Source organism: Pseudidiomarina atlantica (genome assembly GCF_000753735.1).
Lineage (GTDB): Bacteria > Pseudomonadota > Gammaproteobacteria > Enterobacterales > Alteromonadaceae > Pseudidiomarina > Pseudidiomarina atlantica.
In genome coordinates this window covers 194,724-208,052 of record NZ_JPIN01000008.1, presented here as the reverse complement: position 1 = coordinate 208,052, position 13,329 = coordinate 194,724, and the positions used below count along the sequence as shown (strand labels likewise).

General features: G+C 50.3%; 12 protein-coding genes. 4 read left to right on the top strand and 8 right to left on the bottom strand.

Annotation, left to right across the window (positions count from 1 at the left end; translation table 11 throughout):
* Positions 1-27: 27 nt before the first annotated feature.
* Entirely contained in the window at positions 28-375 is a 348-nt protein-coding gene (gene erpA / locus IDAT_RS09290) for an iron-sulfur cluster insertion protein ErpA (protein ID WP_034733067.1), read from the top strand.
* A 54-nt stretch (positions 376-429) separates the two neighbouring features.
* Positions 430-1,740, top strand: a complete 1,311-nt coding sequence (gene pepQ / locus IDAT_RS09285) for a Xaa-Pro dipeptidase (RefSeq protein WP_034733065.1) — start codon at positions 430-432, stop codon at positions 1,738-1,740.
* Here pepQ and IDAT_RS09280 read toward each other — a convergent pair.
* Positions 1,737-2,870 (bottom strand): anhydro-N-acetylmuramic acid kinase, encoded by a 1,134-nt coding sequence (locus IDAT_RS09280; RefSeq protein WP_034733063.1) that lies wholly within the window; start codon positions 2,868-2,870, stop codon positions 1,737-1,739. The genes pepQ and IDAT_RS09280 overlap by 4 nt on opposite strands.
* A complete protein-coding gene (locus tag IDAT_RS09275; RefSeq protein ID WP_244441630.1) occupies positions 2,870-4,264 on the bottom strand; it encodes a peptidoglycan DD-metalloendopeptidase family protein in 1,395 nt (464 codons plus the stop codon). The genes IDAT_RS09280 and IDAT_RS09275 overlap by 1 nt, the downstream gene beginning before the upstream one ends.
* A 189-nt stretch (positions 4,265-4,453) precedes the next feature.
* Between IDAT_RS09275 and tyrS the strand changes: the two genes are divergently transcribed.
* Positions 4,454-5,656, top strand: coding sequence for a tyrosine--tRNA ligase (gene tyrS, locus IDAT_RS09270; RefSeq protein ID WP_034733059.1), 1,203 nt, complete (start codon positions 4,454-4,456; stop codon positions 5,654-5,656).
* Here the strand turns inward: tyrS and IDAT_RS09265 are convergent.
* From IDAT_RS09265 to IDAT_RS09240, 6 genes are read right to left on the bottom strand one after another with little or no spacing between them, the layout of a single operon-like run.
* Positions 5,653-6,480: a symmetrical bis(5'-nucleosyl)-tetraphosphatase gene (locus IDAT_RS09265; RefSeq protein ID WP_034733056.1), complete on the bottom strand. Its 828-nt coding sequence runs from the start codon at positions 6,478-6,480 to the stop codon at positions 5,653-5,655. The two genes, tyrS and IDAT_RS09265, sit on opposite strands and share 4 nt — an antisense overlap.
* A 6-nt stretch (positions 6,481-6,486) precedes the next feature.
* Positions 6,487-6,855 carry a Co2+/Mg2+ efflux protein ApaG gene (gene apaG, locus IDAT_RS09260; protein ID WP_034733054.1) on the bottom strand — a complete coding sequence of 123 codons (369 nt, stop codon included), beginning with the start codon at positions 6,853-6,855 and terminating at the stop codon, positions 6,487-6,489.
* Positions 6,852-7,661: a 16S rRNA (adenine(1518)-N(6)/adenine(1519)-N(6))-dimethyltransferase RsmA gene (rsmA, locus tag IDAT_RS09255; protein WP_034733052.1), complete on the bottom strand. Its 810-nt coding sequence runs from the start codon at positions 7,659-7,661 to the stop codon at positions 6,852-6,854. The genes apaG and rsmA overlap by 4 nt, the downstream gene beginning before the upstream one ends.
* Positions 7,654-8,643 carry a 4-hydroxythreonine-4-phosphate dehydrogenase PdxA gene (gene pdxA / locus IDAT_RS09250; RefSeq protein ID WP_034733051.1) on the bottom strand — a complete coding sequence of 330 codons (990 nt, stop codon included), beginning with the start codon at positions 8,641-8,643 and terminating at the stop codon, positions 7,654-7,656. The genes rsmA and pdxA overlap by 8 nt, the downstream gene beginning before the upstream one ends.
* Complete coding sequence (gene surA, locus IDAT_RS09245; RefSeq protein WP_034733049.1) at positions 8,640-9,932, bottom strand: peptidylprolyl isomerase SurA; 1,293 nt, start codon at positions 9,930-9,932, stop codon at positions 8,640-8,642. The genes pdxA and surA overlap by 4 nt, the downstream gene beginning before the upstream one ends.
* A gap of 9 nt (positions 9,933-9,941) precedes the next feature.
* Positions 9,942-12,221: an LPS-assembly protein LptD gene (locus IDAT_RS09240; RefSeq protein WP_051986680.1), complete on the bottom strand. Its 2,280-nt coding sequence runs from the start codon at positions 12,219-12,221 to the stop codon at positions 9,942-9,944.
* Between the two features lie 90 nt (positions 12,222-12,311).
* Here IDAT_RS09240 and IDAT_RS09235 point away from each other — a divergent pair, with 90 nt between their 5' ends.
* Positions 12,312-13,319: an aminoglycoside phosphotransferase family protein gene (locus IDAT_RS09235; RefSeq protein WP_034733048.1), complete on the top strand. Its 1,008-nt coding sequence runs from the start codon at positions 12,312-12,314 to the stop codon at positions 13,317-13,319.
* Positions 13,320-13,329: the final 10 nt, after the last annotated feature.

Genomic DNA, 13,329 nt, shown 5'->3' with positions numbered 1-13,329 from the left:
CGCCTGATAGTTGGAGGTAACAAACGAATGACCGAAGCAGCGCAAGCAGTACCGATTCAATTTACTGAAGCGGCAGCCAATAAAGTGAAAACCCTGATTGCAGAAGAGGAAAATGCTGCACTCAAACTACGCGTTTATGTCACGGGTGGTGGGTGTTCAGGCTTCCAGTACGGCTTTACCTTTGATGAAAAAGTGAATCCAGGCGATACCGAAATCGAAAAAAACGGGGTCACGCTCGTGGTTGACCCGATGAGCTTGCAATACCTAGTTGGCGGCACCGTCAACTACGAAGAAGGCCTGCAAGGTGCCCGTTTCTTCGTTGATAACCCCAACGCTTCGACCACCTGTGGTTGCGGCGCCAGCTTTTCTATCTAAATTCATAGCACCACTCGCCGTCGGTGCGAGTGGTCACCTAGGCGAGGTTCACCAATGAGTTCTTACGCAGCCCATATTGCAACGGTGCAAGCACGTTTTGATCAAGCTTTAGCAGCAACCCATTACGAAGCTGTTTTAGTCTATGCAGGACAACCGCGCGTCGCGTTTCTCGATGACAATCCTGCACCGTATAAAGTGAACCCGCTGTTTAAATATTGGATCCCAGTCACTGATAGTCCGAAAAGCGCTATCTATTACGAGCCGGGTCGTAAGCCTGTGGTGTTTTTGTTTCAAGCGCGAGACTTCTGGCATGCGCCGGTCTCGGTTCCTGCCGCTGAATGGCAAGAACACGTTGAGCTTGTGGTGATTGATGACCTGCAGAAGCTTACGAGTTACTTGGGCGACAAATTAGCCAAGGCCGCCTTCATCGGTGAAGATTTTGCCGAGCCCGTTGCTAGTTGGCAGGTTGCTGCACGCAATCCGCAAGCGCTGCTCGATCACTTGCATTATCATCGCGCCGCGAAGACCACTTGGGAAATCGAAAACTTGCGCGTGGCGAACTTGCGCGCAGCAACGGCACATTTAGCTGCTCGCGATGCTTTTTGGGCAGGTAAAAGTGAGTTAGAAATTCATGCTGCTTATCTTGCCGCCATCAATGCGCGCGAAACCGAACTTCCGTACAACAGTATTGTCGGGTTAAACGAGCATGGCGCAATTTTGCATTATGATGTTTATGAAACCGAGGCACCAGCGGCAAGCCGCTCGTTTTTGATTGATGCGGGCGCGACCTATCGCGGTTATTGTGCTGACATCACGCGTACTTATGCGCGTGAATCAGGACTGTTTGCCGATCTAGTCAGTGCCATGGACGCTGCCCAGCAGCAACTGCTCACCGAAATCAAGCCAGGGGTAAATTATTACGACCTGCATATTTCACAACATTTGAAAGTGGCAGGGCTATTAAGCGACTTCGATATCGTCCGTGGTAACCCAGAAGATATTTACGCACAAGGCTTTACTATTGCTTTCTTCCCGCATGGGCTTGGTCATTTTATTGGCTTGCAAGTGCATGATGTCGGCGGTTTTTTGCAGAATGACCGCGGTGAGCTTTATCCGCGCGATGAACGTCATCCGTTTTTGCGCTTGTTGCGCCCAATTGAGCCGCAGCAAGTGTTTACCATAGAGCCTGGGCTTTACATTATCGACCAGCTGCTAGAAGCCCATGTAGGCGAACAGGCTTTCAACTGGCAGCGTATTGATGAGCTACGCCCGTTTGGTGGTGTGCGTATTGAAGACAGTATTGTGGTGGGTACGGATAGCAACGAAAACCTCACCCGCGATGCTTTTGCTAAGCTAGAAGATTAAGGTAAGTAAAGGCCGCCCAGGACACTGGCGCGGCTGGCACCGGTGACCGACGGTAAATTGCCCGGTTGGCGCAACTGAAATTGACGCGCCAGCCAAGCAAATGCCATGGCTTCAAGGTGCTGCGGGTCTACTCCTAATTGCGCGACAGACTGCCACTCCGCGCTGGGATAATGCTTTTGTAAACGTTGCATGAGGTCACTGTTAAAGGCTCCGCCGCCAGCCACAAAGACCTGTGTTAAAGCTTTCGGTGCGGCTTCAGTTAAACCTTTTGCGACACTCGCTGCGGTAAACTCAGCCAAGGTCGCCTGAATATCAGCAGGCTGCCACGCGGATAGCCTTTCAAGTTGCCCCATCAGCCACTCATGATTAAAGTACTCGCGGCCAGTGCTCTTGGGTGCCGTTTGCTGAATATAATCATCGGTCATCATTTGCCGCAGTAGCTCGGCGTTGACGTTGCCGCTCGCGGCAAACTGGCCGTTTGGGTCGTAGTCGGTGGCAGCGTCTGGATGTTGTAACTGATACCAAAGGTCGAGCAAGGTATTGGCAGGTCCTGTATCGAACCCCAACACCTCATCACTAGCAGTGTCGATCACAGTAATATTGGCGATACCCCCCAAATTTAGCACCGCCGCACAACTTCCTTTGGCTAACTGGTCGCGAAACAGCGCGTTATGAAAAGCGGGTACCAAGGGCGCCCCTTGGCCACCAAGGGCAACGTCTTTACGGCGAAAGTCAGCCACCACCGCAATACCGGTAAGCGCCGCCAGCGTTGATGGATCGCCTAATTGTACTGTGTACGGGGTTGCCACATCGGGCATATGGCGAACGGTCTGGCCATGGCTACCAATAGCCTTAATTGCGCTTGGCGGATGCCCGCTGCGATGTAACAACTCGTGCACCGCTTGCGCAGCATATTCCGCGAACAGGCGATCGGTAGTGGCGAGACGATGGAGTTCATTTGGACCTGGCTGGCACAGACGCTTTAATTCTGCGCCAAGGTCGGTTGGCATGGCTAAGTGACAATGAGCAACAAGTTGCGGCTGTGCGCTGCTGAAGTCGACCAACACCGCATCGATGCCATCCATGCTGGTGCCGGACATCAGCCCGATGTAACGTTCCGCCGCAGGCATTAGTTCATGGCCAAGTAGGTACGGCGGTTGTTCTCGAGCATAGCGAGGCGCTGTTCAGCAATTTTCTTAAAGGCCGGTAGCTGTTGCGCGTTCAGTGATTCGGCCTCAGGCAGTTCAACGTTACGCGGATTCCGATGCACGCCATCGACTAAGAATTCATAGTGCAAATGCGCGCCAGTGACTCGACCGGTACTGCCTAAGCGACCGATAATATCACCCTGTTTGACTTTATCACCGCGCTTAACGAGGCGTTTGCTCAGGTGCAGATATTTGGTCACATAGCGCTCACCATGTTGAATAAAGACATAGTGACCGTTGAGATTATTGTAGGCACTGGCAATCACTTTACCGGCGCCGGACGACATAATAGGTGTGCCCACAGGCGCCACGTAGTCAGTTCCATTGTGTGGACGCACGACGCCGGTTACTGGGTGTAAACGGCGCGGATTGAAATTTGAACTAATGTAAGTGAACTTTACCGGCGAGCGTAAGAAGGATTTACGCATAGCGCTACCATCGAGCGCATAGTAATCGCCGTCTTCGTGCAAAATAGCTTGATAGCGCTCACCTTGGTTGACGAATTCCGCAGCTAGCACTTTGCCGTAGCCAACGAATTCACCATCTACATATTCTTTCTCAAAAATCACCGAGAATTCATCGCCTTTCCGTAAATCCAAGGCAAAGTCGATATCCCAGCCAAAAATGCTGGCGATACTCATGATCTGGTTTTCAGTGAGACCAGCATTGATACCGGCATTCCAAAAACTGCTTGAGATTTCAGCATAAGCAAAGGCTTCTTGAACCTGAACTTCTTTGGTGTCGATCTCGCTTTGATAGGAGCCGTCGATTTTTGACACGATGAGGGTATCAATAGGGGATATCTGATAGGCCAGTTGTACGAGTTCGTCGTTGGTATCTTTAGCGAAACGTAAGGTATCGCCAGGACGTAACTTGAGAAAATATTTATTGGCTTGTTGGTCTTGAGTGACTTTATAGAGCTCTTGCGGAGAGTAGCCCATGCGCTCGAAGATGCGCGCTAAGCTGTCACCACTTTTAACTTTGTAACCGCTCCATTGTACCGCAGGCTCGACCGGTTCTGATACGGCAACAGTCTCAGCCGCTGCGGTCGTATCAACGCTAGGTTGCAAAGCAGGCGTATGTTGCGCTTGGGCAGTCACTGCAGCCTTGGCCGCAACTGGAATTTCAAGGCGCTCGCCGAGGATCAATTGCTGCTCCGCGAGTTTCGGATCAGATGTATTACGTGACGCTGTCGCTTGCTCAGACGGCAGCAACAATACGATCAACGTGGCGGCTGCCACTGTAGACAATAATACCTGATGGCGTCGAGGGAGTTGTTGTACAAACCCCGCCATTCTTTTCGTAAATACCTTCATAAACGTCCTGAAGTTAGCGCACTTATTGACTAGTATCGCAACACTAGTTACTGCAGAATAATACGAAGCACAAGCTTTTTCCAGTTACTTTACCCAACTTTGCGCTTAAAACAAGGCGGCAAATCGCTTACAATGCAAGGTTTGTAGACCGATTTTGTCGCCAAGTGGTTCACTCAGGAGTAAAAAATAATGGCAAACCCAGCGTCCGATGCATTCGCGGAGATCGCCCGTGGCACCGAAGAGATTTTATTGGCGGATGAGCTGAAAGATAAGCTTGCCAGTGGTAAACCGCTGGTGATTAAGGCTGGATTTGACCCAACTGCGCCTGACTTACATTTAGGCCATACGGTGCTTATCAATAAGTTGCGAGTATTTCAGGACTTAGGTCACAAGGTTATCTTTTTGATTGGTGACTTCACCGGCATGATTGGTGACCCGACCGGTAAGAATGTCACGCGTAAGCCGCTGTCACCGGAAGATGTAATGGCGAACGCACAAACGTACAAAGAGCAGGTATTCAAAATCTTGGATCCAGCGAAAACTGAAGTGCGTTTCAATTCAGAGTGGATGAGTGAACTAGGTGCGGCGGGGATGATCAAACTTGCCGCGCGCCAAACCGTTGCGCGCATGCTCGAACGGGATGACTTTAAAAAGCGTTATAACACTGGTCAGCCGATTGCGATTCACGAGTTTCTCTATCCACTGGTGCAGGGCTGGGATTCGGTTGCACTCAAAGCCGACGTCGAAATGGGCGGTACCGACCAGCGTTTCAACTTGTTGATGGGTCGCGAGTTGCAAAAAGAAGAAGGACAGCGTCCGCAAACCGTGATCATGGTACCACTGCTCGAAGGTCTTGATGGCGTGCAAAAAATGTCGAAGTCGCTAGGCAACTATGTGGGTATTACCGAGCCAGCGAACGATATGTTCGGCAAAATCATGTCGATTTCAGATGAATTAATGTGGCGTTACTTTGAATTACTGAGTTTCCGTCCGCTAGAAGAAATCGCCAGCTTTAAAGCGGCGATTGCAAACGGTGCCAACCCTCGTGATTACAAAGTGTTATTGGCTAAAGAGATCATCGCACGTTTTCATGACGAAGCCGCTGCTGAAGCTGCAGAGCAAGATTTTGTGCAGCGTTTTAGCAAGAACGCTATTCCTGATGAGATGCCAGAACTGACGGTGACCAGTGACAATGGTGAACTGGGTATCTGTCATTTGTTGAAAGAAGCTGACTTAGTGAGTTCAACTTCGGATGCCATGCGGATGATCAAGCAAAGCGCGGTCAAAATAGATGGCGAAAAAGTAACGGATAATAAACTCGTTATTGCGGCAGGAACCACAGCCGTGTACCAAGTCGGTAAACGTAAATTTGCGCGAGTTACGGTAGCTTAACGCGCCGGATTTGCAGCTTGCCAGCGCTGGCCATCCGGCCAGCGCATGAGCGTCATGTATTCTCCCCAGACGCAGCCGGTATCTAAACCAATTACATCGGCTCGCGCCGTCTGTCCTTGCAGCGCGGCCCAGTGACCAAAGACCACGGTGTTTGCCGTTTGCGGCCATGCTTCAAACCATGGCGTTAGGCCTTGCTCGCGCAGCGCCGCCGAGGGTTGCTCTTTGACGTTCAAATTGAGGCAACCATTGGCGTTTAAAAAGCGCATGCGCGTAAACGCATTAATGAAAAAGCGAATGCGCGCTGCGCCAGTTAAAGTGTCCGACCAGCAGGCAGGTTCGTTACCGTACATTTCACGCAGCCAATCGGCTAACTCCTGGCGCGCATAAGCAGTGCGTAAGCTGGCACTTACTTCATCGGCATAACTTTGCGCCTCGGCAATGTTCCAGTACGGATAAATACCGGCGTGGCTCATCACGAGGTCATCGCTCGTGCGCATTAACGGCACATTGATGAGAAATTCAAGCCATTGCTGCTTATCTGCTTCGGGCAAAGCTAGTATCTCATCGAGGCGGTCTTTCGGATTGGCACGGCGCACGCCCAGCAGCACCGCCATTAAATTTAAATCATGATTGCCTAACACTGCTTTAAAAGCAGGGCCTAACGACCGGCACAGTTCCAGGCATTGCAGCGAGTCTGGGCCACGTGCCACCAAGTCGCCGACACACCAAAGCTCATCACGTGCGGGATTAAATTGCACGTGCTCAAGCAATTGTGCGAGTTGTTGAACGCAACCCTGTAAGTCGCCGACCAGATACCGAGCCATACGCAATTAATGCAGGATGTTGGGTACAGCGAGGCGAAATGACGGGATCTCGACAGTGAATTTAGTGCCGTTCACATCGACCATTCCGTAGTGACCTTCCATGCTGCCAATCGGTGTTGCCAGCACGGTACCACTGGTGTAACTATAGGATTCACCAGCTGCTATTTTCGGCTGCTCACCGACCACGCCGTCACCTGCGACGCGCGTTATTTTGTGATCGGCATCGGTGATTTTCCACGCGCGGTTCAGTAACTGAACTTCGGCATCGCCATCGTTGTGAATAGTAATGGTATACGCGAATACATATTGACCATTGTCAGGTGCTGATTGAGCTGCCAAATAATGGGTTTTGACTTCAATTCGAATCGTACTCATACCGTTCCTTGCTGTTCATAATACCAGTTGGCGAGACGACAATAGTCTGCAACTGTAAGGGTTTCAGGTCGTGCGCTCGGGTCGATACCCAAAGCTTCAAGCTGCTCGCTACTGATGATTTCTTTCAGGTTATTGCGAATGGTCTTGCGACGCTGATTAAAAGCCACTAAACAGAGCTTTTGTAAGGTTTTGCGGCACTGTACCGGATGTGGTGGTTGCTGGTACGGCGTTAATCTTACCACCGCAGACTCCACTTTTGGTGGTGGGGTAAATGCACCGGGCGGAACATTCAATACTGGCTCTACTGCACAGGCCTGCTGCACCGATACGGTCAAGCGACCATAGGTTTTCGTGCTCGGCTCTGCGGCAAGCCGATCCACCACCTCCTTTTGCAACATAAAGTGCATATCGCCAATCACATCTAAATGTTCGAGTAAGTGAAAAATAATAGGCGTCGAGATGTTGTACGGAAGGTTACCAAACACTCGCAAACGCTCGCCTTCAGGCGCAAACTGATGAAAATCAGTTTTTAACGCATCACCACGATAAACAGTCAGTTTTTGCTGTAAAAACGGATGCTGCTCGAGTCGTTCGGCAAGGTCGCGGTCGAGCTCGACCACAGTGAGGTGGCTCACTCGTTCACAGACGGGCTCAGTGAGTGCAGCGAGGCCTGGACCGATTTCGACCAAAGCTTCACCTTCTTGTGGGTTGATAGCGTCCACAATGCTCTCTATCACGAAGCTGTCGTGCAGGAAGTTCTGGCCAAAACGCTTACGCGCGCGATGGCCGAGATGGGTTTTACTCATGCGTGTTGGTTACCATAGTTAAAGCGGTTTGCAGCGCATAATTGGCGCTGCCGCTGTCAATCTTTCCAGTTCCCGCGCGATCAAGGGCAGTTCCGTGATCGACCGAAGTCCGAATAAAAGGCAAGCCCAAGGTGATATTCACCGCTTGCCCGAAACCACGATATTTTAGCACGGGTAGGCCTTGATCGTGATACATGGCAAGGACCGCGTCGGCCTGCTCCAAATAATGAGGTTGGAACAGGGTGTCAGCCGGCCATGGACCACTGACGTCCATCCCCTCTGCCTGTAACTCATCAATTGCAGGAATAATATGGTCAATTTCTTCGCGCCCCAAGTGACCATTTTCGCCAGCATGTGGGTTTAATCCGCAGATTAAAATCCGTGGCGCGACAATGCCAAACTTGTGGGATAAATCGTCAGCCAATATGTAACAGACGCTTTTGACCAATGCTTTGGTAATTGCCTTTGGCACCGCTAGCAAAGGTAGGTGGGTGGTCACTAACGCAACTCTAAGCCCTTCAGTGGCAAGCATCATGACAACTTGCTTGGTATGGCTTAATTCGGCAAAAAACTCAGTATGACCACTAAATGGAATGCCGGCGTCGTTGATTACACCTTTGTGTACTGGTCCAGTCATGACTGCGTCGAACTCACCGCTCAGACAACCATTGCCAGCATGCCGCAGCAAGTCGAGTACATAGGGGCTATTTGCTGCGTTCAGTTGTCCTGTCACACAGGGCTCTGCTAACGCATGTTCAGCGAGCACTAGGGTGCCGGCGGGCCATTGTTGCGGCGCACGCGTGGCATCGTAAGCTTGTATTGAAACAGCAAGACCGAGCTGTTGAGCTCGGTCTTGAATGAGTTGTCGATTGCCCAATACCACCAATTCGCATGGCCATGCTTGTTGTGCTAACAGCACCGCAAGATCGGGGCCAATGCCAGCCGGCTCGCCCGAACTATAGGCGATACGGGGTAGACTCATTGCACAACCTGTTCAATGTAGGCTTGATCGCGGATCTCTTGTTGCCAGTTTTCCAATTCTTCTTGGTACTTGCGGCGATAAAGCAATTGATAGGCACGATTCTGCTTACTACGCTCGGTTGCATCTTGAATGCGGCGATCGGTTACTTCGGCAATATGCCAACCAAATTGTGATTTGAATGGCTCGCTAATCGCACCCACTTCGCTATTATCAAGTACGCGTTTAAATGCTGGGTCATAGATGTTTGTTTCTGACCAGCCTAAATCACCGCCTTGGCTTGCTGAGCCGGGGTCATCAGAGAATTCCCGAGCCATATCTTCGAAACTCGCTTCGCCGTTGATAATCTGTTCACGGATTTCTGCCAGTTGCTCCTTAGCGCGGTTATCTGACAAGATGACCGAGGTTCGTAACAAAATGTGGCGCGCTTTCACTTCTTCAACTTCGACGGTCTCTAGTCCACGGGTATCAGCGATTTTCAAAATGTGGAAACCAACGCCGCTTTTAATCGGACCAATCAGGTCCCCTTTGCGTTTATCGCGCACTGCTTCGGCAAACAAAGTAGGCATGGCGTTCACGCTCATCCAGCCGAGGTCCCCCCCTTCAAGAGCACGTGAACCGGACGAGGCAGAAATCGCCATTTCGACGAAGTCAGCGCCATTGTTGAGGCGTTCGATAAGTTTCTCGGCACGCTCACGCGCATCTTGCACTTCATCACCACTACTACCGTCGCGAATACCGATCAGAATATGGCTCAAGCGATATTCCACCTCAGCATCACTCATTTGGTCGAGCATTTCTGAAAGGTTGCTAATTTCTTGCGGCGAAATATAAACCCGGTCGCGAACTGCAGCGCGTTGGATTTCCCCAATCGTCATCTCGCGGCGAATCGACTCGCGGTAATTTTGCCAAGTAAGTCCTGAGCGGGTAATTTCCTCACGTAACTCGTCAACGTTAATGCCTGCATCTTGCGCAATACCAACGAGGGTTTGCTCTAACTGTGCATCGGTAACTTCAACTCCTGCGCGGCGAGCTACCTGTAATTGCAATTCTTGCAACACTAAGCGGTCTATAGCTTGCACGCGCAATACATCATCGGCGGGCAAATTGATGTCTTGCTGCTGGGCGTTAACTTTAATTTGTTGCACCATAGCATCGACTTCACTCTGTAAAATAACCCCGTCGTTGACGACTACCGCGACACGATCGAGAACGTCATTACCCTGAGCGGCGACGGTTACGCTGGCAAATGCTAGCCAAGCGATGCTCACTAACTTCAACATCTGTTTCATGAAAACTACCTAGTTGCTTAAATAGAACGGGTGACGATAACCAAACAAACTTTGTTCGATCAGTTCGAACAAGTTGCCGTTATCAGAGCCCAGTCCTTTAATGATAAATTGTACGCTTACCCCATTGTCGAATTCTGGCTGCCCGAGCATGGGGTCAAATGCTTGGAACTCTAGATTACGGTTAATGCGACGATACGCACTGACCCGAATTGCCCAGCAACAATCGCTGTACTGTAACGCAAGAAGCGCGTCGTTGGTACGCTTCTGTTGTAAATCGTAATACCAGTTACTGGCAACCTGCCATTGCTGATTCACTTCATAGACCGCTTGCATGCCTAATTGTTCGATATCGTCATCAAGAATATTTGTCACTTGGCGATGACTGAATTGAATCAAGTTACGCTCATCAATGCGATACTCCACCGCGGTTTGGCTCTTACGGGTATTGTTTTGCTCCATATCGTATTGCAAGGCAGCATTCACAAACCAATTTTCATCGAAGCGAAAACGGCCTTCGAACGCCAAGTCAGAACGATCATCGGAGACTTGCGCTGAATCATCGAATAGACTCACACGACTGTCATCGAAGTAGTAAATCTGGCCTGCACTAAAACGCAATAATTCGCGCGCGCTGTCGTTGTAGATGCTAGTCGATGCGCCAATGGTGACTTGGTTAGCATCGGCTATCCGATCAAGGCCAGAGAAGCGGCGTGCGCGGAACAAGCCTTGGTAGTCATCTTGCATCAAAGTGGAATCGTAAATGCCGATGTCGGATTGGTCACGATAAGGCACGTACAGGTACTGGATTTGTGGTTGCAGAACTTGGCGATAATCGCTGTTTTGCCAAGCAAAGTTGCGTTCTAGATTGAGTCGTGCGCGAGTACGAAACTGCGGCAAACCGCGACTTGGGTTATCCGCTAACTCACTGAGCTGTGACGATTGGTCGTAATAGGTGTAGCTGTAACTTACTTCGGTCAGCCAGTCGTATGCGGGCTCCTCGATTTGCACCGTCATTTTCGGTTCTACGTAAAACCGCGTTGCATAATCATCGCTAATATCTTGATTACGAAAATGGGTGAGTTCAGTAGCAAGCGCGAAGTCCACCTCATGCATGGTTTGCCATTGTGCATAGCTGGTGATTTGCGGCATCGTGCGATAGGGCGAGCGAAAGTCACCTAATAACTCGAAGTCTTCGGCTCGCAACATCACCTGCCAGTCATCGGTCAGGTAGTCGACGCGGGCATGGCGATAGAGCTGCGCATCGGCGCGCCCAGCAAAATCACTGCCGAAGTCGTTCAAGTAGTCGTCATCACTGATATCAAGAATATTGACGTAGGAACGCCATTGTTGATTCCAATTTTGTTGATGTTCCAAGCGCCACAAGAAACGTGAGTCATCGGTTTCCCAACTATTATCGTTATCAAGATAAGCAATATTTGCCTGACCAAAACCGCCCTCGCTTAAGACGCGGTATTCACCTTTCAACTGCAGACCTCGCTCGGCCATGTAGCGCGGAGTAATGGTGGCATCCTGATTCGGGGCAATGTTGATGTAATAGGGGAGCTCGAATTCAAAGCCGTTTTTCGAAGAAGACCGCACTGTAGGAAATAAAAAGCCAGTTTTCCGCTCATCGGTGATGGGGAAGTTGATGTAAGGCACATACAAAACCGGTACCCCAAATAACTCAAACTTGGCATTCCAAGCTTCGCCCCAAGCTTCATTCTCGCTGATACTGATCTCGCTGGCACTCAATTGCCATGCGGGGTCTTCGGTTGGACAGGTGGTAAAGGTCGAGCCGGCGAGTAAAACTTGCTGTTCTGAAATCGACAAAATATCGGCACGGCCATGCGCACCGCTCTCAATCAGTTGATAGGAGGCACCGGCAAGGTAGGCGCGATTTTCAGCAGAATTGAGCCGAAAGTTTTCGCTTTTAACTTGCACATAACCATCAGTGAATTGGGTGGCTCCACTGGCATTGATATTTCCGCTGGCTTGGTTGACAGTTGCTTGGGCGGTCATCAAGAATTGTTCATTGAATTGCACTTGCACATCGCCAAGGAATGATGCGATTGACGTTTCTGAGTCAATATCGGCTTGATCAGCACGCACGCCAATAGCGCCGGCAGGTAAATTACCGATCGGTTGCAGATCTTGTACTTGAAATAAAGGCGCGCGCACAGGACACTGCGCTAAGTACTGGGCATTTTCAGTCGTTTGTGCCGAGGTCGACGGGCTTGCTAGATAAAATAGGGCGATGCCCCAGCAAACGCCTCGCGTCAAATGCTGCATGTGGGTGTTGACTCAACTTTGTCCTTATTCGTATGGCAGGTATGATAAAGCAAATTTACGTTGCCTGCCATTTGTGAGCGAGGAATAAGCGTGGAAAATAAACGAGAACTGCAATTACAAGCTTGGTGCGAGTCCGTCACGGGGCAAACGCAGCAGGATTTGCAGCCTGTTTTTGGTGATGCTCGACCTTGGCGTTACTACCGAGTGCACGACGGCTTGCGCAGCCTTATTGCGATTGACACCATGAATGATGCAACAACGATTGCCGACTATCTAGCGGTTGCTGATGCGTACGCAGAACAAGGTATTCCTGTACCTGAGCTAGTGGCGGTGAATCAAACTCGTGGATTCTTATTGATTTCAGATTTAGGCTCAAGTTTGTTTTTGAGCCAACTTAGTGAGGCAAACCTTACCGACTGGTATCCGCGCGTATTTCCAGACCTTGCCAAGTTGATGCAAGTGAATGCCACCGCGCAAGGACGTTTGCCACGCTTTGACGGCGAAGCGCTGCGTGCAGAATTGGCGCTAATGCATGACTGGCTGTTAGAAGCGCATCTTGGTGTGCAGTTGAGTACCACCGAAATCAAAGTCTGGCAAAAATTTTGCCAGACTTTAGTGGATAATGCCGAAGCTCAGCCGCAAGTGGGCTTACATCGCAAATTTCATGCGCGCAATATTCTGGTGCAAGGCGCTAATGAATTTGCCTATACGGGCTTTCATCATGCCGCAGTCGGCCCCATTACTTATGATGTGGTGAGTTTATTGCGCGATTGCTATGTGCGCTGGCCGCAAACCCAAGTCGATCAACTGGCGCGAGACTGCTTTGCATTTTTACGTGAGCAACGTAGCGATTTGCAGGTCGAAGCCGACACTTGGCGGCGCTGGTTCGATTTAATGGGATTACAACGGCACTGTTATGTCAGTGGCCTATTTGCGCGTCGTTGTGAGCGTGATGGTAATCCTGGATACTTGCAGGACATTCCGCGAAATTTAGGCTATCTCCACGATGTTGCTGCGATCTACCCGGAGTTCGACGATTTTAGAAGCTTGTTGGTTGAACGTATTCAACCGGCTTTAGCTGCTCAAAAAATGAAATAAAGGAGCCCTC